Here is a 24193-nt window from a genome sequence, read left to right on the forward strand (position 1 = left end):
CATCGGACCACCTGACAACCTCCGAGGATGCCCATGATGCAGCGACCCGCTGTCACCCCCTCCGATATCCGTGCATATCTGACGGAAAATCCGAAACTGCGTGCCCGCGATGCGGCCGACGCCCTTGGTATCTCCGAGGCACAGTTGGTCGCCGCCCAGGTGGGCCATGGCATCACCCGAATAGCCGCGCATCCCGACAGGATCATTCCCGCCGCCGAGAGGCTGGGACAGGTGATGGCCCTGACCCGCGTCAACGCCTGCGTGCATGAAAAGATCGGAGAGTACGGCAATTACCACCCCGGCGACCACGCCGCGATGACCCTGACCGAGAATATCGACCTGCGTATCTTTCCTTCGCATTGGGTGCATGCCTTCGCGGTCGAAACGGCCTCCGAGCAGGGCGCGCGTCGCTCGTTGCAGATTTTCGATGCGGCGGGCGACGCGGTGCACAAGATCCACCTTCGGGAGGGATCGAACCATGATGCATGGGCCGATATCGTTGCGGATCTTGCGGTAGCCGATCAGTCCGATGTGCAGCAGGTGGAAGACCGCAAACCGGTCGAGGGTCCGAAATCACGCGCCGACAAGGTGGATGTCCTGCGCACGGAATGGGCAAAGCTGACCGACACCCACCAGTTCCTGCGCCTGTGTTCCAGGCTCAAGATGAACCGGCTTGGGGCCTATCGGATCGCCGGGGCGCCCTGGGTGCGCCGTCTTGATCCGGATGCCGCCGATGTCATGTTGCAGACCGTTCAGGAGGCCGGGATCGAGGTCATGATCTTTGTCGGCAACCGGGGCTGCATCCAGATTCACACAGGACCGATCCACGACCTGCGCCCAATGGGCCCGTGGCAGAACGTCATGGACCCCGGCTTCAACCTTCATCTGCGGCGCGACAAGGTGGCTGAGATCTGGGCGGTGGAAAAGCCCACGCAACGTGGACCGGCGGTGTCGGTCGAGGCATTCGATGCGGAAGGCGGGTTGATCTTTCAGGTCTTCGGCGTCGGCAAGGAGGGGCGGGACTCGCGCCACGACTGGGGTCGGATCGTCGACGGTCTGCCGTCGTTGCAAGAGGTGCCGGCATGAGGACCAAGCATGACGGATTTGCCGCCTTCCTTGTGATCTGGACGATCATGTTCGGCACTTTCGCGGCCCTGACGGTCAGTGCTCAGCAGGCCACGGACACCCAGACGCCCTCGGCCGATGTCCTGTCGATCGGCGGTTCGGTGACCGAGATCGTCGCGGCGCTGGGTCAACAGCACCGGCTGAAGGCGCGGGACACGACGTCGAGCTATCCGCCGGATGTCACCAATCTGCCTGATGTGGGCTACATGCGATCCCTGTCGCCCGAAGGCGTGCTGTCGGTCGCCCCGTCGCTGATCCTGTCCGAAGAAGGCGCTGGCCCGCCCGAGGCGCTCGACGTGATCCGTGCGGCTGATGTGGACTTCGTCGAGGTGCCGGATGCCCTGACCGCGGACGGCATCCTGCGCAAGATCGAGATCATCGGCGCGGCCCTTGACGTCCCCGACCGCGCAACGGCTCTGGCTGCCGAGGTCGAAACCGCGCTGTCGGCGGCCTTGGCAGATGCAGAACGCCCGGAGACAGACAGGAAGCGCGTGCTGTTCGTGCTCTCGACGCAGGGCGGCAAGATCAACGCCTCCGGCACCGGCACTGCGGCAGACGCGCTGATCCGGATGGCGGGTGGGGTGAACGCGGTCAGCGATTACGAGGGATACAAGCAGATCACCGACGAAGCCGTGGGTCTGGCCGCACCGGACGTGATCCTGATGATGGACCGGGGCGGCGATCACGGGGTGGCGGATGACGAACTGTTCGACATGCCCGCGGTCAGGCTGACACCGGCTGCGCAGACGCGCTCCGTCCTGCGCATGGACGGGTTGCTGATGCTGGGCTTCGGGCCGCGCACGGCGCACGCCATCCGCATGTTGAACGATGCGCTTTACGGACAGGGAGCCTGACCCTTGGCAGCCCTGACCGAGATCGAAGCCGCCGCCCCGCGCGACCGGTTGACCCGCGCCCGTGTCCTGCATTGTGGCCTGGCAGGCGGGCTGGTCTTGGCCTGTATCGCCAGCCTTCAGGTCGGGGCCACCGATGTGACGCTGTCCACGATGCTGGCCAAGCTGGTGCAGGGCGAGGCCCTCAGCCAGATCGAGCGCGTGGTACTGTTCGACATCCGCCTGCCCCGGCTCGCCATGGGACTGCTGGTCGGCGCCGCGCTGGCGGTTTCCGGCGCGGCGATGCAGGGGCTTTTCCGCAACCCGCTGGCCGATCCGGGGATCGTCGGAGTGGGGGCCGGGGCTGGGCTCGGCGCGATCCTCGCCATCGTTCTTGGCCCGCTGCTGCCGGTGTGGGTGATTGACGGGGTGGGTAACCAGCTCACCCCCTTTGCCGCCTTCCTTGGTGGTTGGGGATCGACGATCCTGCTCTACAAGGTCTCAACCCGCCATGGACGGACGTCCGTCGCCACCATGCTGCTTGCGGGAATTGCCCTCGGAGCGCTGGCCGGGGCCTTGTCGGGCATCCTTGTCTATATCGCGGATGATCGACAGTTGCGCGATCTGACGTTCTGGGGGCTGGGTTCGCTGGCCGGGGCAAGCTGGGCCAAGGTGCTGTCGGCGGGTCCGCTGATCGTGCTGTCCATCGGAGCCGCGCTGATGCTGGGCCGGGGCCTGAACGGGCTGGCCCTCGGTGAGGCAACAGCCGCCCATATCGGCATCGACGTGCAGCGCATGAAATCCATCGCGATCCTCGCAGTCGCCGGAGCAACCGGCGCGGCAGTCGCCGTTTCGGGCGGCATCGGGTTTATCGGTATCGTCGTGCCACATCTCTTGCGATTGGCGTCAGGGCCGGACCACCGGACGCTCCTGCTCAATTCCGCGCTTCTGGGCGCTATCCTTTTGATCCTCGCCGATGTGATCGCACGCGTGGTCATTGCTCCGGCGGAATTGCCGATCGGCATCGTCACGGCGGTTCTGGGGGCACCGGTTTTCCTGTGGATTCTGCTCAAACGCCGCGGATTGGTCGACCTATGAGTTTGATTGCCGAAGACATCCGCGTGACCTATGGCAAGCGCGAAGCGCTGCGCGGCATCGACCTGACTGCCCTGCCCGGCGACGTCACCGCCATCGTCGGCCCCAACGGGTCGGGCAAGTCCACGTTGCTGAGTGCCATCACCGCCTCCCTGCCCTTTCAGGGGCGCGTTGGCTTGAACGGGCGGGACATCGGTGCGCTTAAGTCATGGGAACTGGCCGCGCAACGCGCCGTGCTGCCCCAGGCGTCGCGGCTGGCCTTTCCCTTTACCGCACTGGAAGTCGTTCGACTGGGGCTGCAATCGGGCACCGCAGGAGACAAGCCAGAAGTGCCGATGCAGGCCTTGGCCCGGGTGGGGTTGGCCCATTACGCCAACCGCACCTTTCAGGAGCTGTCGGGCGGCGAGGCGCAGCGCGTCATGCTGGCGAGGGTGCTGGCCCAGGTCTGGGCTCCGGTCGAAGGCGGACAACCACGGTGGCTTCTGCTGGACGAACCTGTCTCAAGCCTTGATATCGCGCATCAGTTGCAGGTGATGGAGATCGCCCGCGACTTCGCGCGCGCCGGAGGCGGCGTCATCGCCGTGATGCACGATCTCAACCTGACGGCGCTTTATGCCGACCGCGTCGCGATCCTGGCCGAAGGAAAGCGCCTTGCCTTCGGATCACCCACCGAGGTGCTGACCGATGACATCCTGTCGCGCGCCTATGGCTGCGCCTTGCGTGTTTCGGCCCCGCCGCCGCAAGGTGTACCTTATGTCCTGCCGCATGCAGCAGCCGTCTGAAAGGTGCGTCCATGTAACCGGGCTGCTGTGATATCAGGGGCAAACCTGTCGCCACACCCATGTTTTCCGCTCGGGCGGGGGGCATACACATGATACCGAACCGAGGAACCGCTTATGTATCTGGCCATGAACCGCTTTACCGTCACGCTCGAGAATGCCGCCGAATTCGAGGAGCTGTGGCTCAATCGCGAAAGCCACCTGCAGGACATGGACGGCTTCGTGTCGTTCCATATGCTCAAGGGCCCCGAGGAAGACGGCCACATCCTTTATGCCTCTCACACCGTGTGGCAGAGCGAGTCGCATTTCCGCGCCTGGACCACGAGCGAGGCGTTCCGCGCTTCGCATGCCCGCGCCGGCCAGACCCGCAAGCTGCACGAGGGTGCACCGCGTTTCGAAGGCTTCCAGTCGATCCAGAGCATTGACGCCCTGCAACCGGCATGAGTCCGGGCGTCATACGCGCCGCGCCTGTTTTCCGAAGCTTTGACGAGGCAAGGGCCCGCAGCTTCTATGTCGGCTGGCTGGGTTTCACTTGGGAGGGCGAGCACCGGCTTCACCCCGGGGCACCGCTCTATGCCTTTTTGCGACTGGGCGATTTCCATCTGCATCTGACCGAACACCATGGCGATGCCACGCCGGGATCGACTGCCTTGGTCTATGTGACCGGTCTGCGCGATTGGCAGACGTCCCTGCCCCCTTATCCGAACATGCGGCCCGGATTGGAGGCACAGCCCTGGGGCCTTGAAATGATGGTCTGGGATCCTTTCGGAAATCGCCTGCGGTTTCTGGATCAGGCCGAGGACGCCTGACAAGGGTGGATGACACTCTTTGTCCTCCGTGAAAGGGCCAACTTCATTTCTTGACTGAAACTATCGGAATAATATATCGATAAGGAAATACCCGACTCGATTAGTCGGACTTTATCAGCGCGTCAGTTCGATGCCCGTCCCAGCCACCACCACAGGCAGCCCGGATGTCAATGGAAAGGAGCAATTCATGACGACACCCGAGCAAAAGACCCCTTCAAAGGCCCCCACCCTGAACGGCACCACGTGGCGCGACATCGTGCAATCCGGTGCGGACACCCTTCAGATCGAAGGCTTTGCCCTCGAGCATCTGATCGACATGCAGCGTGATCGCACCCGCCAGTTCGGAGAGGGTCGATGAGCCTGATGCAGAACCTGCCGGACCCCCGCTCCATGGACCACAGCAATGAGACCGCCACCTATGACGCGCGCGACTTGATCCTGAACGGCACAAAGGCGGAAATCGTGCTGGACGGCCAGACCTACACGTTGCGCATCACCCGCGCCGGCAAGTTGATCCTGACCAAATGAAGGACATTGAGCATACTCCCGGTGCAAGCGTTGTCGGCCGACTGACCGATATCGCGCCGTGGGAAGCAGAGTTGATCCTGTCGATCCGGCTCTGGATGGACAGCCCCGAAGGCCAGGCCAAGATCTGGAATGGCTTTGCAAGATGTTTCGGGGCCTCCGACGGACGCCTTGAATTGCGGCGGTTCGAAACCCTGCTGACCAGCATTTGCAGCACGGCGCGGCGGCCGCTGATCCGACATGGGCTTGGCTGCGATTGCATCGGATCGGATGAAGCAATCCTTTGGACCCTTGTGCGCGAAGCGACCCGGGGCGATTTGCTCGAGGCCACCATGATCGCGAGCCTGCTGGTGCCTGCCCGTCACGCCGAACCGATCGCCCTGATGGCGGCAAAAGTGGGTCAGGCGATGCAACGCCTGGCACGTGACGCGCCCGCATCGGCCTCGACCCAGAGCCAGACAGAGCACCGCATCCTGCATTGACCGATCATCCCAAGCCAGACCGGACAACAGGTCCAAATCCAGCGAGGACACCATGTCGAAAGTTCCCAGCCCCTGCATCAGCGTCTGCAAGTTCAAACGTGAAGGTCATTGCATCGGGTGTTCCATGACCAAGGCGCAGAAATCCGCCTTCAAGAAACTGAAGAAAAACGCGCATCGCGAAGCCTTTGTCGAACTGGTGGTCGCGCAACAGGCTGTCATGGGCCGCTACAAGCACTGGGAGCAGGCCTACGAGAAACGGTGCCGCAAGAAAAAGGTCAGCCTGACGGTTCTTGACGGGCACAAGGCGGCGTGACCACGACACGTGTCAAAGCTGCCCTCGACAACAGACATCCCCGAAAACGAAGGACAATGGAAAGATGACCGCAGCCCTGCGTCAGGTTTCAGACAGACAAGATTTCAGCCCCGAAGAAGATGCCAGCGCCCAGCCCCTGCTCGAACATTTGCGCCGCATTGCCCGGACCAGCCGGTGCAAGAGCTATGTCGATCTTTTCGGGGCTTGTGCCGCGCTCTCGGGCAACCGTCACGTCGCCTCGCAAGCGGCGGCCGAGGTGCTGATGCGATGTCTGGCCCAGGCCCTGGGACGCCGGCCCGTGCTTTACCGCGAGGGCGAAAGCGAAACGTCGTTCGACGAGAACTGGCTTCTTGCCCTGGGGCGCAGCCTCAAGGATGAAGACACCACGAGCGCGACGTTTCTCCTGCATTCGCGGGTGCCAAAGCAGTTTCGTCGCAATCTCGTCTTCCTGCTTCGGAATGTGGTCGACAATTTTCCTCAGACTTAGAATTATTCTAAACTGTCTTGCCGATGTCCGGTCTTGAGACTATCTTTTATTCGCAAGCCAGCCAGACGCCAGCCAGCTCCCCTTTTTGATGCAGGAGGCACCCATGACCCAAACCGCCCAGACCCTTTCCACCGATGCAACCGCGCAAATCGCAAGTGCGCTCAACCAATGCGTCGCCGAAACCGCCGTGACCACGATGTTGGCGCAGAATTTTCATTGGAACGTGACCGGCATGGCCTTTGGCCCGCTGCATGACCTCTTTCAGAAGATCTACGAAGACCACTTTGTCGCGCAAGATGATCTGGCCGAGCGGATCAAGGCGTTGGATGCCCATGCCGAAGGCACGCTTGGCGGAATGCTGAAGCGGTCGAAAGTGTCCGAAGTCGACGGCGTACCGGCCGCCGAAGAGATGATCCGCGTCATGAAAGAGGCGCAGGAAACCTTGGCCGAAACCATCGCAGGCGCAGGGGAACTGGCCGCCCAGCACGGGGACACGCTCACCGAAGACCTGTGCATCGCACGCGGTCAGACGCACGAGAAATTCGCCTGGATGCTGCGCGCGCACCTTGCCTGAAACGGGATACGGGCGCGTTGCCCGATGATCCACGCAAAAAGACATACTGATTTTATCAGGTATTGAATTCCCTCTTGCCGGATGGTAGCAAAATCCCATCCAGCAAGGGGACATACCCAGCCAGATGACCATTCGGGAAATCGGAGGCTGGGCACGTGCACCTATTCCAAGGAAAAGTCGTAGTCGCCCTTTTGGCGGCATCCATGATTTCTGGCTCAGTGCATGCGCAGGACGTTCAGGGCACTCATGTGTCCATTGAACTCAACGCGCTTGAACCGGTCGACGATGCCTGCCGGATCAGTTTCCTGATCCAGAACGGGCATGACATCGATATCGAGCAGGCCGTTTACGAGGCCGTGCTGTTCGACAAGCAAGGACGTGTAGAGCGTCTTACCCTCTTCGACTTCGGCGCCCTGCCCTCTGCCCGCCCCCGAGTGCGGCAATTCTTGGTCCCGGGCCTTGCCTGTGCCTCGCTTGGTCGCCTTCTCATCAACGGGGTCGAGACCTGCTCGGGTGTCGATGTCCCGGACGGTGCCTGTTCCGACAATCTCGACATGCGCAGCCGCACGGATGTCGAGGTGCTGGGATGATCGCGACGCTTCAAGCCGCAATCCTGCGCATCGCCGAACTTGGCGGGCCGGTTGTCCTGCTGCTGGGCGCGCTTTCAGTCCTTGTTCTGGCTGTCGTGCTGTACAAGCTTTGGCAATATGCCGCCTCGGGTGTCGGTCGCCACACCGCCTTGCAAGAGGCCATCGCAGCCTGGGATGCCGGAGATCGTGCCGCAGCACGGAACTGCCTGGGCCGGTCGCGCAGCTATCTTGTTCCTGTCGTCGCCATGGCGCTTGATGGCCAGAACGATGCTGCCCGCCTCGAAGCCGAGGCCGAAGCGCGGTTTGCCCGGCTGGAAAGCGGCTTTCGATTTCTGGAGTCGGTGGCCCAACTTGCCCCTCTTCTGGGTTTGTTCGGCACGGTGCTGGGCATGATCTCGGCGTTTCAGGCTTTGCAGGAGGCCGGCGCACAGGTCGATCCGTCGATCCTTGCGGGCGGGATCTGGGTCGCGCTTCTGACAACGGCGGTCGGGTTGGCGGTTGCCATGCCGACATCGGTGGTTCTGAGCTGGTTCGAGGCGCGCATGGATGCCGATCGCGTGCTGGCGCAAAAGGCGATCCGCACGATCCTGTCGCCCGAGGGCCGCCGCCCCGCAACGGATGCCCGCGCGACACCGGTCCATGCGTAGGCACCAAAAGCGGCGCAGGATGTCGATGACGTCCCTGATCGACGTCATCTTCCTGTTGCTGCTGTTCTTCATGCTGTCCTCGACCTTCACCCGCTTTGCTGAAGTCGAGCTTTCGGCCGCAGGGTCCGCGTCAGGGGCGTCTCCGGACCGGCCCGTCTTCCTGTCGCTTGGCGCCGATAGCTTGCGGTTGAACGCAACGGACGCCTCGCTGAAAGACCTGTCAGACGCTCTGGCCCGGCACCGATCCGGTGAGGCTCCGCTGGCGATCCTCGTATCCCTGCAAGGCAACGTGACTGCACAGAGACTGACCGATCTTCTGGCAGCGCTGCGCAGCCTGCCGAACCTGAACGTGACAGTTCTGGAAACGACATGAGACGCAAAGCCGCAAAATCGAACCGTGAACCGACCATCGCGCTGATCAACATCGTGTTCCTGATGCTGATCTTCTTCCTCGTCGCCGGGACGATCGCCCCTCCGCTGGACAGGGACTTGTCTCTGGTGAACACCGCCAAGGTCGAAGGCACACCACCGGCGGATGCCCTGGTGGTCCATCGGGACGGTCGCATGAGCCACCAAGGTCGCGACATCGGATCGGCCGCAGCGTTCCTTTCCCGCTTGCCGGAGGAAGCGCGCGGCCGGGTAAGGATCGTTCCGGATCGGGACCTTCCCGCGCACATTCTGGTCGCCATCGGTCGCGAATTACGCCGATCCGGGGCTGAAAGCGTCTTCATCGTGACCGAAAGAGGGATGCAATGACCGGCTCGTCGTCCATTGCGAAGTCGGTCGCCCTTTCGCTGGCTGTCATTGTGCATGCGGGGCTTGTCGCGGCTTTGGTGGCCCGTGACACACCGATGATTAACGGCTCTGCCGGCGCCTCGGAGGTGCGTCTCGGAAATGCCTTTGCGGACATGGCCGCCGGGACGTTGACCGCCGAGCAAGCGCACACGACCGCCGCGGAAACCGCGACAGAGGCGACGCCGCAGGAGCAGCCTGACAGGATCGTGGCCGACGGTTCCAAGGCAGTCGAGCCCGCTGCGCCGGACCGTCCGGTCCAAAGCGCGCCCCTCCCCCCTCGGGAAGAGCTGGCAGCCCTGCGTCCGAAGGTTGCGGCCCCGCTGCAAAGGCCGGAGCTGACCGCTGACATCACCGCTGACGAGGTTTTGTTGTCTACACCCGTCGCATCATTGCGGGCCGCAAAGGCCGTCCCCCTCCGGCCAACCGTGCCGAAGCCACACCGGCCCGACCCCGCTTCAGAGCGCCTCGACGCTTCCGAACCCCAAAGCGCGGCCGTGTCACGCTCTGCCCGGCCGAAACCCCGCAGCGCGGAATTTGTCGAGACCCGCAAACCCCGACCTGTGGAGAAATCCGCCCCGAAACCCGCCGCTGAACAGCCGCAGCGCACCAGGCAGCAGGCCCAAGGCAACGCGGCGCAGAATGCCCGGGCGGGCGAGGCCTCGGGCACCCTGGCGGCCGTGGCGCGGCAAGAAGGCACAGGGGGCCAAGAGGCAGCAGGGAACGCGGCGGCCAGCAATTATCCCGGTCTGGTCATGCGCACACTGTCGCGTGCCGGCAAGCCTCGTGTGACGGCACGCGGGGCTGCGGTGGTCGCCTTCACAATCAGCGAAAATGGCGGGATCGCCGCCGTGTCTCTGGCGCGCAGTTCGGGATCCTCCGCGCTCGATCAGGCGGCGGTGCGACTGGTCAGGGGCGCTGGCCCCTTTCCCAAGCCGCCACACGGCGCGCGGCGCAGCTTCTCGATCCGGATCGAGGGCCGCTGAACCGCCACGGGCCGCGGTTCAATCGACAAATCCAGAGGCGCGCTCGCGCAGGACGAATTTCTGGATCTTGCCGGTCGAGGTCCTGGGAATCGCATCGAAGACGATCCGGCCCGGCACCTTGTAAGGGGCAAGGTGGTCGCGGCACCAACCGCGCAGGGTCGCGTCGTCCACCTCGTGCCCTGCGGTCAGCTCGATGAAGGCGCAGGGTGTCTCGCCCCATTTTTCGTGCGGCATGGCAACCACGGCGGCGACCGCGACCGCCGGGTGACGGTAAAGAGCCTCTTCAACCTCGATCGACGAGATGTTTTCGCCACCCGAAATGATGATGTCCTTGGATCGGTCCTTGAGCTGGATATAGCCATCGGGATGCACGACCCCAAGATCGCCGGAATGGAACCAGCCCCCGGCCAGCGCCTTTTGCGTCGACTCCGGGTTGCGGAAATAGCCTTTCATCACAACATTGCCGCGGAACATCACCTCGCCCATCGTCTTGCCATCATGCGGGACAGGCTGCATCGATTCGGGGTCCCGGACCTCGAGTTGCTCGAGCGGCAGATACCGCACGCCTTGTCGGGCCTTCAGTCGGGCCTGCTCGGCGGCGGGAAGGTCGGACCAGTCTGCGTGCCATTCATTGACGACCGCGGGACCGTAGGTCTCGGTCAGGCCGTAAAGATGCGTCACGTCGAACCCGGCAGCATCCATGCTGGCCAGGAGGCTTTCGGGCGGCGGGGCGGCGGCGGTGAAGAACTGCACCCGCCTATCCAGGGCGCGCTTTTCCTCCTCGGGTGCGCTTTGGATCAGCGACATGACGATGGGTGCGCCGCAGAGATGCGTCACGCCTTCCTCGGCCAGGGCCTTCCAGATCGGAGCAGAGCGCACCTGCCGCAGGCAAACATGGGTGCCGATGATGGCGGACAGGGTCCATGGGAAACACCAGCCATTGCAGTGGAACATCGGCAGCGTCCACAGGTAGACGCTATGCTTGGCCATCGAGGTGGTCAGCGCATTGCCCTGGGCCAGAAGATAGGCCCCCCGATGGTGCGAAACGACGCCCTTTGGGTCCCCGGTTGTGCCTGAAGTATAATTGATCGAGATCGCGTCCCATTCGTCTTCGGGTATGACCCAGTCGAATTCCGGATTTCCCGTGGCCAGAACGGTCTCGTAATCCTTGGCCCCTTCCATGTCGCCGGGGCCGGCATATTCCGGATCGTCGTATTGGATCACCTCCGGTGTCACCTTGGCCAGCGACAGGGCCTCGGCCATCAACGGAGCGAATTCGCGGTCCACGATGACCAGTTTCGCCATCGCGTGATCCAGCTGAAACGCGATGATCGCGGCATCCAGCCTGGTGTTGATCGAATGCAGGACCGCCCCGCACATCGGCACGCCGTAATGGCATTCCAGCATGGCAGGCGTATTGGCAAGCATCGCCGACACCGTGTCTCCGCGCGCCAGACCGCGCGCCGCGAGAACCGAGGCCAATTGCCGTGACCGGGCATAGAACGCGGCATAGCTGCGCCGCAAGGTCCCATGCACGATGGCGGTGTGGTCGGGAAAGACACTGGCCGCGCGTTCCAGGAAATTCAGCGGCGTCAGGGGCTGGTAATTTGCCGGGGTCCGGTCAAGTCCGGTGTTGTATGGATTGTCGGACATGTCTGTCATCGGTCCTGCCATTGGGGCGCGCGTTTCTCGATAAAGGCGCCGATACCTTCCTCGGCGTCATGCGCGAGCATGTTGTCGACCATCACCCGGCTGGCGTGGTCATAGGCGTCTGCCAGCGGCATTTCGCGTTGAGCATAGTAGGCGCGTTTGCCCGTGGCCAGCGTCATGCTGGATTTCGAGGCGATCTTGCGGGCCATCTCAAGGACCGCGTCCTGTAATGCGTCATTCGGGACGGCGTAATTGACCAGTCCAATTTCGGCGGCGCGGGACGCTGGGGTCATGTCACCGGTCAAGAGCATCTCCATGGCGTGCTTGTTCGAAGTGTTGCGAGACAGTGCCACCATTGGCGTAGAGCAGAACAGACCGATATGCACGCCCGGCGTGCTGAACCGGGCACTTTGCGCCGCGATCGCCAGATCGCAGCTTGCGACCAGCTGGCATCCGGCGGCGGTTGCGATGCCGGTCACCTCGGCGATCACCGGCTTGGGGCAATTCACGATCCCCTGCATGACACCGGAACACTGCGCCATGACTTTCGTGAAATAGGCACGTCCCCGGTCCGGCGCGTCCCGCCCGGCGGTCATTTCCTTGAGATCATGGCCCGCGCAAAAGGCCGGGCCATTGGCCGCGAGGACGATCACGCGCACGTCCCTGTCATCCCCCGCCTCGGCAAAGGCCGCGCCCAGTTCCGACATCATCGCCTCGGACAAAGCATTGCGCCGCCTCGCATCGTTCAAGGTAAGCCGCAAGATGCCGTCAGCCGACAGATCGCGCAGCAGGATTCGGGTCTCGTGTGTCATGTCAAAAGGTCCGGTTGAGGGCTTGGGGAGGTTCTGTGGTGAAAGGATCGCCGGAGCGCGTCAGTTCACCCTGATCTCCACGCTGTCGGCCAGCGTATTGGCGACAAAGCAATAGCGGTGTGCGCGATGCTGCATCTCGTTCAGCTTGTCCGGTTCGACGGAAAAGCCGCTATCAAAGCGCACCACCGGGTTCAGGTCGATCCGGGTGACCGACATCTGCCCTCTGGCGTTCTTGCCCAGATGTGCTTCGGCGTAGTCTTGATAGCTGGCCACTGGCCAGCCCGCCTTGGCGCAAAGCGCAAGAAACGTCATCATGTGGCAACTGGACAGGGCGGCGGCCAGAGCCTGTTCGGGGTTGGTATGATCCGGATGGCCGCCCCAATCGGGGGCGGCGTCCACTTCGAGTTCGTTTGACGCGTTGTACTGGACTTTATGCGCGTTCGAATACTTTCCGGTCTGCAAGGCAACTTCAGCGCGCTGCCAATGCAGTTCGATGGCCAACTCAGACATACTCAGGTGCCTTATCCGTTGACCTGAAGCGGCACGGCCGCGGACGAAGCTGCCAGTTGCTTGCGCGGATCGAAGAACGGCCGTTCGACGACCGTCGCCGTGGTCTCACCCGAATGGGTCACGACGATCAGGTCCGTGCCAAGCTCGGCGGCTTCGACTGCCACCATTGCAAGGGCAATATTCTTCCTGAGGCGCGGCGAATAGACGGCTGACGTCACCTTGCCAACGGCTTCGCCCTCGTGATTGACGGTCCAGAAGGCAGTGTTCGGCCCGGTCATCGGATCACCGTCGATGATCAGGCCCACCTGCTTGCGCGCGACGCCGTTGTCGCGGATGCGTTGCAGCGCGAACTTGCCGATGAACTCGGCCTCCATGTCAAGATTGACGAGGCGGTCAAGGCCCAACTCGAACGGGTTGGTGTGGATATCGGCATCTGCATGATACGACAGCATCCCGCCTTCGATCCGGCGAATGCTTGATGTGTGGCCCGGCTTGAGACCCATCGGCATGCCGACGGCCATGATCCGCTCCCACAGGGAATCGCCAAAGCTCGAATCGCGCAGGTAGATCTCGTAGCCCAGTTCGCTGGACCAACCGGTGCGGGACACGATCAAGGGGATGCCGTCAAGTTCGGTTTCGATGAACCAGTAATAGCGCAGATCCATGATCTCGTCGCCGAACAGCGCCTGCATGATGTCGCCCGATTTGGGGCCTTGCAGTTGCAGCGGCGAGACATCCGGTTCGCGGATCGACACATCAAGCCCCGAATGAACCGCCACACCCTGCGCCCAGAGCAGGATGTCGCTATCGGCCAGCGACAGCCAGAAGTGGTTTTGCCCAAGCTTGAGCAGGATCGGATCGTTCAGGATGCCACCCTCGGCATTGGTGATCAGAACGTATTTGCACTGGCCCACGGCCATGGTCGAAAGGTCGCGGCAGGTCAGCATCTGGGTGAAGATGGCCGCATCCGGGCCGGTGATCTCGACCTGGCGTTCCACCGCCACGTCGCACAGGATCGCATCGGTGACCAGGTTCCAGAAATTCTGTTCCGGATCACCGAAATCGCGCGGGATATACATGTGGTTGTAAACCGAAAATCCCTGGGCTCCCCAACGCACCGTGGCATCGAAAAAAGGCGATTTGCGGATTTGCGTCCCAAAGCCAAAGTCATGTGATTGCATCATGTCGTCGTCCTCCCTCAACCGGGCCTCGGGCGTAGCCTTCGGCACCATTAACTCCTGAGCCGGAGATAACGCATCCGGATCACGCGTCCGGCCTAAAGATCGGCCGTTTCGCAGACTGGTTGGACTTGGATCGGGCGTGTCTCGGACCGTTTGGACCTGTGTGCCTATCGGCGGCTTTGCGAGACCAGTTTTGCAAGATTCGGCTGTTCGGCCTTGATCAATCGCGTGGCAAAATAGGTCATGTACCGGTCAACCGCCAGATCCGCCGCCAACAGATCCTCCATCACGTCCTGAAAGGACGAAAGGCTGGGTGTCACCACCGTCATCACGTAATCGATCCCGCCGCCCGTCGCGACGCAGTTGATGATCTCGTCCACCGATTTGATATAAGTCTCGAACCGGTCGAAATCCGTTTTGCGGTGATGGGTCAACGACACGGTCACAACCACACGCGTCGCGTCGATCACGCGCTCGAGGACGATATCGGCATGGTATCCGCGAATATATCCCGCCGCACGCAACCGGGTCAGACGGGCCCAGCAGGGCGTGGCCGACAGATTCACGATTTCGGCAAGCTTTGTCTTGCTCAGCTGGCCATGTCTTTGCACGGCACTGAGAATGCGAATATCCGTCGGATCGAGCCCTTGTCGTTCTCGCATAGCCTACCGCCCTGTCGACTGACCAGAACGCGGGTGGCACGAAAAAGTTGCAACCTGCGTCAAGCAAATCTCTTATGCCGTCAAGCTGTCCAACCGATTGGCGGGTTTGCGACACATCGCGCCTTGGCAGCGTCAATCTGAAAGCCGCAGGGAGCAGACCCGCCAGACCCTACCAGCCCCTGTACCACCCGGCGAACAGCATCGGTCCGATGTCCAGCGTTTCGTCGACCGAAACCGTGCCGAAAGCCACGCTGCGCAATGTCTACCATGATTTCCTGACCGAGATGGACCGCTTCAGCGAAACCATGGCCGACCTTTTGGATGGCGCTGACCGCGATGCGCTTGCGCATGAGGCGCATCGCATGGCTGGATCGGCAGCCGTGTTTGGCGCCCGCGCCCTCAACATAAAGCTTCGCCACCTGCAAGAAGCTGCCGCCAACGCGTCCGAGGCAACCCTGACGAACCTGGGACAAGACCTGCGCACATGCTGGCACATTACCAAGGCAGCCCTTCACGAGAGCGAGGCAGCCGTCCTGCAAAGTCCAGCCTGACAAGAGATGTCCACGCGTTGACCTGGCGTGATGATCGTTGGCCTGTGAGAGGTGACGGCCCGGCCTGTTACGGCAGGACGTCAAAGCCCTGACGCTCGAACGCCTCCTGCGCCTCAGGGCCGCGGAGATAGTCGAGGAAGGCGGCTTCGGCCTCGGTATCGCGGTTCGCCAGATCGGCAGCGGGATAGACGATGGGCGGGTGCGCGTCGTGCGGAAAGGCTCCAACGACCGTCACGCCGTCCTCGGCCACAGCATCTGTCGCGTACACGATACCGTAAGGTGCCTCACCCGTCGCCACGAAGGCCAGCGCAGACCGTACATTGTCGGCTTGCGCAACATGCGGCGCCACGTCGTTCCAGATCCCGAGGCTTTCCAGCGCCGCCTTGCCATAGATGCCGGCAGGAACCGCATCGACCAGCGCCATGGCCAGCTTGCCATCGCCCAGCAGACCGGCAAGGTCCGTCCCACGCGTCAACGCGACCGGCGCTGCGTCCACATCCGCTGCAATCAAGACGATGGAATTGCTCAGAAGGTCAAACCGCGTGCCCGCTTCGACAAGGCCGTCAGCCTCGAGCACATCCATCCAGTCCGGGTTTGCAGAAATGAAGATATCGGCTGGTGCGCCCTGCTGTATTTGTCGGGCAAGCGCCGACGACCCCGCAAGCGAGACGACAAGGTCATGACCTGTCGCGGTCTCGAACCTGTCTTCGATCTCGGCCATGGCATTTGCCATGCTGGCCGCGGCAAAGACGGTGACCTGATCCGCCTGCGCGAACGCAGGCACGGCGCCAGAAAGCATTGCCGCGGCAGCACGGATCGACAGGTGCTTGAACATGGCGGGCCCTTCCGACTTTGATATGTTCCGCAGAACATATCGCAATGCCGGCCAAAGCCTGTCAAGCGTTATTCCCGGTCGGAAATATCCCTCAGCAACCCGCGCAACGCCTCAAGACGTGACCCACCGCCTTGCGTGGCTTCGGTTTCGAAGGCGCGGTACTGTGCCAGCACTTCGCGACCAAGCTTGGTCAGGACAGCCCCGCCGCCGCCCGGACCGCCGCGCGTACTGTCCACGAGCGGCGCCTGGAACATGGCATTGAGCGCGCCGATCAGTTCCCATGCGCGCTTGTAGCTCATACCCATCTCGCGGCCTGCAGCAGCGATCGACCCGCAACGATCGACATGCTCCAGCAGTTCTGCCTTTCCCGGCCCCAGCATTTCATCCTCGCCAAAGACGATCCGGATGCGCAAGCGCGGCTCTGAGTGGCGTTCTGTCTCTGACGGCATGGCGCAGTTTATGCCGCGTTTGAATGGCTGCGGCAAGCGCGGCATCAAGACGTGCGCGCCCGGCTCCGAATCCAGGCCTTCGGCACCCCGGCCATCGCAAAACCGCCATATGGTCGCCGCAGTCGCATAGAAATCTGGCCCCAATTCGCAGCTAAACCCGCGCTTGGGGGTGTCTGTCCTGTGCTGTCCTGCCCATGCACCAAGGATATCGCCGCAGGATTGTAAGGTAATTCCAGAGTGTGTGTTTTGACGGCTGCCACATTGTTTTCGGACAGATTGAAGTCCGCGCGCGCTCCACTCCCAGGTTTCACTGGCAGCCCGGTTGAGGAAGCGTAACGATGGCCACATACACAGTCACCACGTCGAACTGGAATTCGACGGCATTCTGGAGCGGGATCTTCGAGTCCGCGTCAGGGCATACGCTCGATTTTTCGGGTCTCGGCGCTGGCTTCACCCTCGACAGCAACGCGTTCACCGGGATCATCACGATGTCGGACGGCGCGACCACCTTTACCGTGGGCGAGGCCGGTGTCACCGGCACCGACGCCAATTTCGGCGGCACAACGCAACTGGACTATTTCACCACCATTTCTGGAACGCAGGGCGATGATACCGCCGACGGCACATCGGCCGACGACGTGCTGGACGGCAATGCCGGAGATGACCTTTTCTGGGGCGGTGATGGCGCCGACACGTTTTACGGCAATAGCGGCGAGGACTGGCTGATCGGTCAGGCGGGTGACGACCTGGCCTATGGCGGCGCGGACAATGACAACCTCCATGGCGATGATGGCGACGACCGGTTGTACGGCGAAACCGGCGACGACACTCTCGATGGCGGGGCTGGCGCGGATTCCCTCTATGGCGGCGCCGGGGCTGACCTGATCTATGGCGGCGACGGCGATGACAATCTGGAAGGCGGCTGGGAAGACGCCGCTGCCGACACGATCGAGGGACATGCGGGCAATGACCTGATCTTCGGCTACGGCGGCGGCGACTCGCTATTGGGCGGTACCGGCGACGACTGGATCGATGGCGGCAACGGTGGCGACGACCTGCAGGGCGGCGCGGATCAGGATCGTATTGTAGGCGACCTCGGCAGCGACACGATCACGGGCAACACCGGCTATGACATCCTGACCGGTGGCGAAGGCGCCGACAGCATCGACGGCGGCAACGATGCCGACCAGATCTGGGGCAATGCCGGAGACACGATCGTCGGCGGCGAAGGCGGGGACGACAACGATACGCTCTATGTTTCCAATGTCGATTTCATCACCTACACGACCGCCGAAAGCGGGACGGTCACGTTCAACTCGGGCGACACGCTATCCTTTACCGAGATCGAGCAGGTCGTCGAGTTGACTCCGGATGGCGTGGTGGACGGGACTGCGAGTGCCGACGAGATCGGCCAGTTCTATGTCGATGCCGATGGCGAATGGATCGACAATGGCGATGCCATCGGCGAAAGCGACGCCGACAGCGTGCGCGCCGGCGATGGCAACGATGCGATCTGGTCCGGCGACGGTGACGACACCGTCCATGGCGAGGGTGGCGACGACGAAATCTATCTTGGCACCGGCAACAACGTCGGCTTCGGCGGCGCGGGCGCCGACACCATCGATGGCAATTGGCAGAACGACACCATCTCGGGGGATGATTTCGTCGCCACAGGGCCGAATCTGATCGTCAACGGATCCTTCGAGGATACGACGGGCATGTCCTCGGTCAGCTACGGCTATGCCGATTGGGACGGCAACACGCCAAGCTGGACGGACCAGAACGGCACTCGCATCGACTACCACGATGACGGGCGCGGCGGTCTGAACGCCACAGATGGCGCGAACTGGATGGACATGGAAGCGTCCACCGGTCAGCACAACGTCATCAGTCAGACCGTCGCCGGGGTCAGCGACGGGCAGGTCTACGTCCTGACCTTCGACGCCGCCGACAGCGCGAATGGCAGCGATGGCACCACTGCCGATGCGCAACTCCAGGTGATCTGGAACGGCGATGCCGTGGGCACGATTGACGCCAGCGACGGCAGCTGGACCAGCTACGAATTTCACCTGATAGGTGGGTCTGGCGACGGGTCGAACACGCTGAGCTTTGCCGGGCTCGGAGGAAATGATGCGATCGGCGTCGCGCTCGACAACGTGCAGATGTACGAGGCGGCAGAGGCGGCGGGCGGTGACGCCGACCTGATCCTCGGCTTTGATGGCGCCGACGACCTGATGGGCGGCGCGGGCAACGACACGATCATCGCGGGCACCGGCAATGACGAGGTCGTGGCAGGCTCCGGCGATGACAGCGTCGCCGGTGATAGCGGCGCCGACACGATCTATGGCGGCACGGGCGACGACACGATCGACGCCGGGGCCGATGACGACATCGTCTGGAGCGGCGAGGGCGCGGACAGCATCCTTGGCGGCCAAGGAAATGACACCCTCGACGGCGGTGCGGGCGACGACACCATCGACGGCGGTGACAACGTCGACCAGATTTTCGGTGGCCAGGGCGGCGACAGCATCTCGGGTGGCGCGAACAATGACTTCATCCTTGGCGATGGTCAGGTCTACACGATAGGCGACCATGCCTCGGGCGGCGGCACGGCGACGACCCTGACGGTCACCAACAGCGCCGACGGCCCGATCGAGCTGTGGTGGATCAATGGCGCAGGTGGCTTGCAGTTCTATCGCACGATCCAGCCCGGCGAAACCTATTCCCAAGCCACGTTCGAAGACCATAACTGGGTCCTGCGGGACGAGAACGGCTTTGACCTCGAACTGATCGAGGGTGCGCCGAACCAGACGGTCAACTACGGCGCCGAAGGGCTGAATGACAGCATCGACGGCGGCGACGCCAACGACATTATCTATGGCCAGTTCGGCGACGACACCATCGACGGCGGGAACGGCGCCGACCTGATCTATGGTGGGGCCGGCAATGACAGCATCCTCACCGGCAATGCCAGTGACACGATCTATGGAGGCACGGGCAACGACACCATCGACGTCGGCCTCGGGCTGGACCTGGCCTATGGCGAGGAAGGCGACGACCTTCTGATCGACGGCACGGGCGGGCCCGAAGCCGCCACGCTCTACGGCGGTGACGGTAATGATACGATCCAGTCCGGGACCGGTGGCGCGACCGCCTCTGCCGAGTATTACGGCGACGCGGGCGACGACCGTTTCGAGGATCGCGGCGGCACCAACCAGACGTTCACGGGTGGCACCGGCAGCGACACCTATGTCGTGCTGAACGGTATCGGCAACGACACCGTCACCGGTGGCGAGGATGTGGGCGGTACCGATACCGACGTGATCGACCTGTCCGCAATGGGCGAAGGCGTCACCGTCACCTATACCGGCGACGAGGCCGGGACGATCACCGACGGCACCAGCACGCTCACCTTCTCGGAGATCGAGCAGATCATCCTGACCGACGAGGCCGACGTCGTGGATGCGACGGCCGATCCCAACGGCGTCACCTTCGACGCGGCGGGCGGCAATGACAGCGTCATCGGCAGTGCCGGCAATGACAGCATCGACGGCGGCGCGGGCGATGACACCCTGCGCGGTGGCGACGGTAACGACACGCTGACCGGCGGCGACGGAACGAACGACCTGCACGGCGATGCGGGCAATGACAGCCTCGTCGGCAACAGCAGCGACGGCTTCACCAACATGGAAGGCGGTTCGGGCGCCGATACTCTCGATGGCAGCGCGGGCACGTGGGATATCGCGAGCTACTACACCTCCTCTACCGGGGTCACCGTCGATCTGACCGACGGGCTGGCCGAATTGGGCGGCGACGCGCAGGGCGACGTGCTGATCGGGATCGAGCAGATCGACGGATCGAACCTGTTTGACGATGTCCTGATCGGTGATGCAGGCGTGACCGAACTCAAGGGTTTCGGCGGCGACGATACGCTGGTCTTGAATACTGCGGGCTCGGGCCTTGCTCTTGGCGGCGACGGGGCTGACACGGTCTTCGGCGGCCACGGCGACGATACCCTTTTTGGTGGCGATGGGAATGACAGCCTGTTTGCTCGCGATGGGAACGACAGCCTTTATGGCGAAGCCGGCAACGACCGGTTGGAAGCGGGCGGCGGGACCAATCAGCTTGTCGATGGCGGTGAAGGCGATGACAGCCTGTTCAACGGAGGCGGTGACGGAACCGCAATCGGTGGCGACGGCGACGACTACATCTATGCCGACTCAGGCAATGACCAGCTGTTCGGCGACAGCGGCGACGATACGTTCGATCTGGACGACACCTGGGGCAGCTTCGGAAATGACACGATCATCGGTGGTGAAACCGGTGAGACGACCGGCGATACGCTGGATCTGAGTGGTGTCTCGCTCGGCACCACCCTCGACCTGACATATGCCGACCCCGAGGCCGGCACGGTCAGCGACGGCATCTCCACAGCGACCTTCTCGGAGATCGAGACGATCATCCTGAGCGGCGGCCGCGATACGATCTTGCTGGCGGATGGCTCCGGCAGCGATACGGTCAGCGGCTTCAACATGACCGACAGCGGCGATGGGACGACGACCGACCAGCTTGACGTGACCAGCGTGACGGATGCCGGCGGCGCAATCGTCAACACCGGCGATGTTGTCGTGACCGACACCAATGGCGACGGCAGCGGCGATGCGATCCTGACCTTTCCGGGCGGCGAAAGCCTCACTCTGCTCGGTGTCTCTCCAGCCCAGCTGTCCACTCCTGCCCAGCTTGCCGCCATCGGGATTCCGGAACCCGATTTCATCGTCGAAGGCACCGCGGGCGCAGACCTGATCAACACGGGCTATACCGATGACCCCGAAGGCGACATCGTTGACGGTGGGGATGCGGCGGATGGGTCGGACGACGATGTCATCGAGGCGGGCGACGGAAACGACACCGTCTTCGCCGGTCTGGGCGACGACTCGGTCCTGGGTGGAGAGGGCGATGACAGCCTCTCGGGTCAGGAAGGCAACGACACGATCTTCGGGGGCGGCGGAAACGACTCGATCCGGGGCAATGTCGGCGACGACTTCCTTGATGGCGGCGACGGCAACGACACGATTGCCGGAGGCAGCGATGCGGACACGATCGTCGGTGGTCTTGGTGATGACTACCTCATTGGCGGCATCGACATTTCGGGGGGCGACGGCAACGACACGATCGATGTCTTCGGCTCGAATGCCGTGGTTACCGGTGACGCTGGCGATGATCTGATCAGGCTGCTCAACAACCCCGGGACCACCACCGTGACCGGTGGCGAAGCAGCGGAAGTGAACGGCGATACGCTCGACATGAGCGCCGCAACCAACAGCCTGATCGTCGATCTGAGCAATCCGGACCCCGAGAGCGGGACCGTGACGGACGGTTCCGACGTTCTGACCTTCTCTGAGATCGAGAACCTGATCCTTGGCGGCGGAGCCGATACCATCGTGCTCGCCGACGGCGCTGGAAGCAATACGGTGTCGGGTTTCAACATGACCGACAGCGGCGATGGCACGACCATCGACCAGCTTGACGTGTCGGGCGTGACGGATGCGGGCGGTGCCATTGTCAACACCGGCGATGTTGTCGTGACCGACACCAATGGCGACGGCAGCGGCGATGCGATCCTGACCTTTCCGGGCGGTGAAAGCCTCACTCTGCTCGGCGTCTCTCCAGCCCAGCTGTCCACCCCTGCCCAGCTTGCCGCCATCGGGATTCCGGAACCCGATTTCATCGTCGAGGGCACGGCCAGTGCGGACCTGATCGACACCGGTTACACCGGCGATCCAGAAGGCGACCGGGTCGATGCTCTGGACAGTGCTTCGGGCACCAATGATGACATCATAGATGCCGGGGCGGGCAATGACACGGTTGTCGCGGGTCTGGGGGACGATCTGGTCTATGGCTCGACCGGCAATGACAGCCTGCTTGGCGGCGACGGCAATGACACGCTCTTTGGACAGGATGGCGATGACACGCTGGAAGGCGGAGCCGGGGCCGATGCCCTTGATGGCGACGATGCCTTGGCTGGTGCGGATTCGATCTCCGGCAACGCGGGCAATGACACCATCATCGGGGACGGTGGCAATGACACGCTTCTTGGCGGGGCCGATGACGACCAGATCTTTGCCGGGGCGGACGATGACAGTGTCGAGGGCGGCACGGGCAATGACCAGCTGTTCGGTGAGGGCGGCAATGATTACCTTGACGGCGCAGAGGGCGCGGACACGCTTTTCGGCGGGCTGGGCAATGACACGCTGCTGGGTGGCAACGATGCGTTTGCCGACTCTCTTGACGGCGGCGCGGGCAATGACGAGCTGAGCGCAGGCGACGGCAACGACACGCTTCTGGGCGGAGACGGCAGTGACACGCTCTTTGGCGGCGGCGACAACGATCTGCTCGAAGGCGGGAGCGATGACGACACGCTGGACGGCTGGACGGGCGATGACACGCTCACCGGCGGGCTGGGCAATGACCTGCTGATCGGCAGCGACGGGGACGATACGTTTGCCTATGCCTCCGGCGACGGCCTCGACACGATCAGCGATTTCAACTTCGGCAATAGCGGCACGCTCCTCGATGGCGACACCACGAATAACGACCGGATCGACCTTGGCGCCTTTTATGACGACATCTGGGAACTGACCGCCGACTTCAATGATGACGGCATCCTGAACCAGTCGAACGATGGCGTGGGCGGAGTCGATTATTCCGACAACACGAGCTTCGGGAGCGGCGGTCTCGTCTTCGCGGGGGCGACCGGGAACAAGTCCTCGTTCACCTTTGAAAACACGGGTGTGGTCTGTTTCACGGCGGGGACGCGCATCCTGACCGAACAGGGCGACCGCCCGATCGAGAGCCTGCGTGCCGGGGACCGGATCGTGACCCGCGACAACGGCGTCCAGGTGCTGCGCTGGATCGGACAGCGGCATATCGGTCCGGCAGACCTCACCGCGCAATACAAGCTGCGGCCGATCCTGCTGTCACCCGACCTGACCGGAAGCGACGGGCCTCTGATCGTGTCCCCCCAGCATGGTGTGATGCTTGATCTCGATGGCGAGGAAACGCTGGTGCGGGCGGCTCATCTCGCAAAGCTGAGAGGCGGCGGAGCGCGTGTCATGCACGGTCGGCGCGAGGTAATCTATGTCCACATCCTGTTCGACGACCATCAGATCGTCTTCGCCAATGGAGCCCCGTCCGAAAGCTTCTTTCCGGGCCCCTTCGCCCTGGGCGCGATGGAGAGCGAGCTGCGTGAGGAAATCTTCGATCTCTTCCCGGACCTGCACGCGTCCCATGCCGTGACGGCCTATGGGCCGCACGCCCGTCGCTTTGCCCACTTCCAACACCTGCCCGAGCATCTGCACGGCTTGAAACCCCGCGTCCACGCGCGCACTGTTCCTGTCTTTCAGCCGCCATGCCCACGGTCGAAAAGCCAAGGCATGCCACGGCAGTTTCGTGAGTCGATTTCCGCAAGCCATCCTTGACGGCAATCGGACGGCCCGGACCCGGTCGGAA

At 63.0% G+C, this 24193-nt stretch carries 26 protein-coding genes; 19 read left to right on the forward strand and 7 right to left on the reverse strand.

Annotation, left to right across the window (positions count from 1 at the left end; translation table 11 throughout):
• The first annotated feature begins 33 nt into the window (after positions 1 to 33).
• The 17 genes from LCF60_RS05655 (at position 34) to LCF60_RS05735 (ending at position 10034) form a co-directional block, all read left to right on the forward strand.
• A complete protein-coding gene (locus LCF60_RS05655; protein ID WP_292290302.1) occupies positions 34 to 1086 on the forward strand; it encodes a ChuX/HutX family heme-like substrate-binding protein in 1053 nt (350 codons plus the stop codon).
• A complete protein-coding gene (locus LCF60_RS05660) occupies positions 1083 to 1979 on the forward strand; it encodes an ABC transporter substrate-binding protein (protein WP_292290303.1) in 897 nt (298 codons plus the stop codon). Before LCF60_RS05655 ends, LCF60_RS05660 begins: the two co-directional genes overlap by 4 nt.
• Positions 1980 to 1982: 3 nt before the next feature.
• On the forward strand, positions 1983 to 3053 hold the full coding sequence (locus LCF60_RS05665; RefSeq protein WP_292290305.1) for an iron ABC transporter permease: 1071 nt from the start codon (positions 1983 to 1985) through the stop codon (positions 3051 to 3053).
• Complete coding sequence (locus tag LCF60_RS05670) at positions 3050 to 3832, forward strand: heme ABC transporter ATP-binding protein (RefSeq protein WP_292290307.1); 783 nt, start codon at positions 3050 to 3052, stop codon at positions 3830 to 3832. The genes LCF60_RS05665 and LCF60_RS05670 overlap by 4 nt, the downstream gene beginning before the upstream one ends.
• Positions 3833 to 3946: 114 nt before the next feature.
• A complete protein-coding gene (locus tag LCF60_RS05675) occupies positions 3947 to 4273 on the forward strand; it encodes an antibiotic biosynthesis monooxygenase (protein WP_292290308.1) in 327 nt (108 codons plus the stop codon).
• Positions 4270 to 4638 carry a glyoxalase superfamily protein gene (locus LCF60_RS05680; protein ID WP_292290309.1) on the forward strand — a complete coding sequence of 123 codons (369 nt, stop codon included), beginning with the start codon at positions 4270 to 4272 and terminating at the stop codon, positions 4636 to 4638. Before LCF60_RS05675 ends, LCF60_RS05680 begins: the two co-directional genes overlap by 4 nt.
• 187 nt (positions 4639 to 4825) lie before the next feature.
• The gene (locus tag LCF60_RS05685; protein WP_292290311.1) at positions 4826 to 4996 is read left to right on the forward strand and encodes a hypothetical protein; all 171 of its coding nucleotides are present in this window, start codon (positions 4826 to 4828) and stop codon (positions 4994 to 4996) included.
• A gap of 32 nt (positions 4997 to 5028) precedes the next feature.
• Positions 5029 to 5166 carry a hemin uptake protein HemP gene (locus LCF60_RS05690; protein ID WP_363318392.1) on the forward strand — a complete coding sequence of 46 codons (138 nt, stop codon included), beginning with the start codon at positions 5029 to 5031 and terminating at the stop codon, positions 5164 to 5166.
• Complete coding sequence (locus tag LCF60_RS05695; protein WP_292290312.1) at positions 5163 to 5645, forward strand: hypothetical protein; 483 nt, start codon at positions 5163 to 5165, stop codon at positions 5643 to 5645. Before LCF60_RS05690 ends, LCF60_RS05695 begins: the two co-directional genes overlap by 4 nt.
• A 52-nt stretch (positions 5646 to 5697) precedes the next feature.
• Positions 5698 to 5958 (forward strand): DUF1289 domain-containing protein, encoded by a 261-nt coding sequence (locus LCF60_RS05700; RefSeq protein WP_292290313.1) that lies wholly within the window; start codon positions 5698 to 5700, stop codon positions 5956 to 5958.
• A gap of 64 nt (positions 5959 to 6022) precedes the next feature.
• A complete protein-coding gene (locus tag LCF60_RS05705; RefSeq protein WP_292290314.1) occupies positions 6023 to 6445 on the forward strand; it encodes a hypothetical protein in 423 nt (140 codons plus the stop codon).
• 103 nt (positions 6446 to 6548) lie between these two features.
• The gene (locus tag LCF60_RS05710; protein WP_292290316.1) at positions 6549 to 7019 is read left to right on the forward strand and encodes a DNA starvation/stationary phase protection protein; all 471 of its coding nucleotides are present in this window, start codon (positions 6549 to 6551) and stop codon (positions 7017 to 7019) included.
• Between the two features lie 203 nt (positions 7020 to 7222).
• The gene (locus LCF60_RS05715; RefSeq protein ID WP_292290317.1) at positions 7223 to 7609 is read left to right on the forward strand and encodes a hypothetical protein; all 387 of its coding nucleotides are present in this window, start codon (positions 7223 to 7225) and stop codon (positions 7607 to 7609) included.
• Positions 7606 to 8256 (forward strand): MotA/TolQ/ExbB proton channel family protein, encoded by a 651-nt coding sequence (locus LCF60_RS05720; RefSeq protein ID WP_292290318.1) that lies wholly within the window; start codon positions 7606 to 7608, stop codon positions 8254 to 8256. Before LCF60_RS05715 ends, LCF60_RS05720 begins: the two co-directional genes overlap by 4 nt.
• Positions 8249 to 8629 carry a biopolymer transporter ExbD gene (locus LCF60_RS05725; protein WP_292290319.1) on the forward strand — a complete coding sequence of 127 codons (381 nt, stop codon included), beginning with the start codon at positions 8249 to 8251 and terminating at the stop codon, positions 8627 to 8629. Before LCF60_RS05720 ends, LCF60_RS05725 begins: the two co-directional genes overlap by 8 nt.
• Positions 8626 to 9012 (forward strand): biopolymer transporter ExbD, encoded by a 387-nt coding sequence (locus tag LCF60_RS05730; protein ID WP_292290320.1) that lies wholly within the window; start codon positions 8626 to 8628, stop codon positions 9010 to 9012. The genes LCF60_RS05725 and LCF60_RS05730 overlap by 4 nt, the downstream gene beginning before the upstream one ends.
• A complete protein-coding gene (locus LCF60_RS05735; protein WP_292290321.1) occupies positions 9009 to 10034 on the forward strand; it encodes a TonB family protein in 1026 nt (341 codons plus the stop codon). Before LCF60_RS05730 ends, LCF60_RS05735 begins: the two co-directional genes overlap by 4 nt.
• Positions 10035 to 10052: 18 nt before the next feature.
• Here LCF60_RS05735 and LCF60_RS05740 read toward each other — a convergent pair whose 3' ends face one another.
• The 5 genes from LCF60_RS05740 to LCF60_RS05760 all read right to left on the reverse strand — a co-directional run bounded on the left by LCF60_RS05740 (position 10053) and on the right by LCF60_RS05760 (position 14849).
• Positions 10053 to 11687, reverse strand: a complete 1635-nt coding sequence (locus LCF60_RS05740; protein WP_292290322.1) for an acyl-CoA synthetase — start codon at positions 11685 to 11687, stop codon at positions 10053 to 10055.
• A 5-nt stretch (positions 11688 to 11692) separates the two neighbouring features.
• Positions 11693 to 12496, reverse strand: coding sequence for an enoyl-CoA hydratase (locus LCF60_RS05745; RefSeq protein ID WP_292290324.1), 804 nt, complete (start codon positions 12494 to 12496; stop codon positions 11693 to 11695).
• A gap of 60 nt (positions 12497 to 12556) precedes the next feature.
• Positions 12557 to 13006: an OsmC family protein gene (locus LCF60_RS05750; RefSeq protein ID WP_292290325.1), complete on the reverse strand. Its 450-nt coding sequence runs from the start codon at positions 13004 to 13006 to the stop codon at positions 12557 to 12559.
• An 11-nt stretch (positions 13007 to 13017) separates the two neighbouring features.
• Positions 13018 to 14190, reverse strand: coding sequence for a glycine cleavage T C-terminal barrel domain-containing protein (locus tag LCF60_RS05755; RefSeq protein WP_292290327.1), 1173 nt, complete (start codon positions 14188 to 14190; stop codon positions 13018 to 13020).
• 164 nt (positions 14191 to 14354) lie between these two features.
• Positions 14355 to 14849, reverse strand: coding sequence for an Lrp/AsnC family transcriptional regulator (locus LCF60_RS05760; RefSeq protein WP_292290328.1), 495 nt, complete (start codon positions 14847 to 14849; stop codon positions 14355 to 14357).
• A gap of 209 nt (positions 14850 to 15058) precedes the next feature.
• Here LCF60_RS05760 and LCF60_RS05765 point away from each other — a divergent pair, with 209 nt between their 5' ends.
• Positions 15059 to 15400, forward strand: a complete 342-nt coding sequence (locus LCF60_RS05765; RefSeq protein WP_292290330.1) for an Hpt domain-containing protein — start codon at positions 15059 to 15061, stop codon at positions 15398 to 15400.
• 67 nt (positions 15401 to 15467) lie between these two features.
• Here the strand turns inward: LCF60_RS05765 and modA are convergent, their stop codons facing one another.
• Both modA and LCF60_RS05775 read right to left on the reverse strand, forming a co-directional pair.
• On the reverse strand, positions 15468 to 16235 hold the full coding sequence (gene modA / locus LCF60_RS05770; RefSeq protein ID WP_292290331.1) for a molybdate ABC transporter substrate-binding protein: 768 nt from the start codon (positions 16233 to 16235) through the stop codon (positions 15468 to 15470).
• A gap of 68 nt (positions 16236 to 16303) precedes the next feature.
• On the reverse strand, positions 16304 to 16684 hold the full coding sequence (locus LCF60_RS05775) for a LysR family transcriptional regulator (protein ID WP_292290332.1): 381 nt from the start codon (positions 16682 to 16684) through the stop codon (positions 16304 to 16306).
• A gap of 338 nt (positions 16685 to 17022) precedes the next feature.
• Between LCF60_RS05775 and LCF60_RS05780 the strand changes: the two genes are divergently transcribed.
• Positions 17023 to 24162 (forward strand): Hint domain-containing protein, encoded by a 7140-nt coding sequence (locus LCF60_RS05780; protein WP_292290333.1) that lies wholly within the window; start codon positions 17023 to 17025, stop codon positions 24160 to 24162.
• Positions 24163 to 24193: the final 31 nt, after the last annotated feature.

This window comes from Marivita sp. (assembly GCF_020055635.1).
Taxonomy (GTDB): Bacteria; Pseudomonadota; Alphaproteobacteria; order Rhodobacterales; family Rhodobacteraceae; genus Marivita.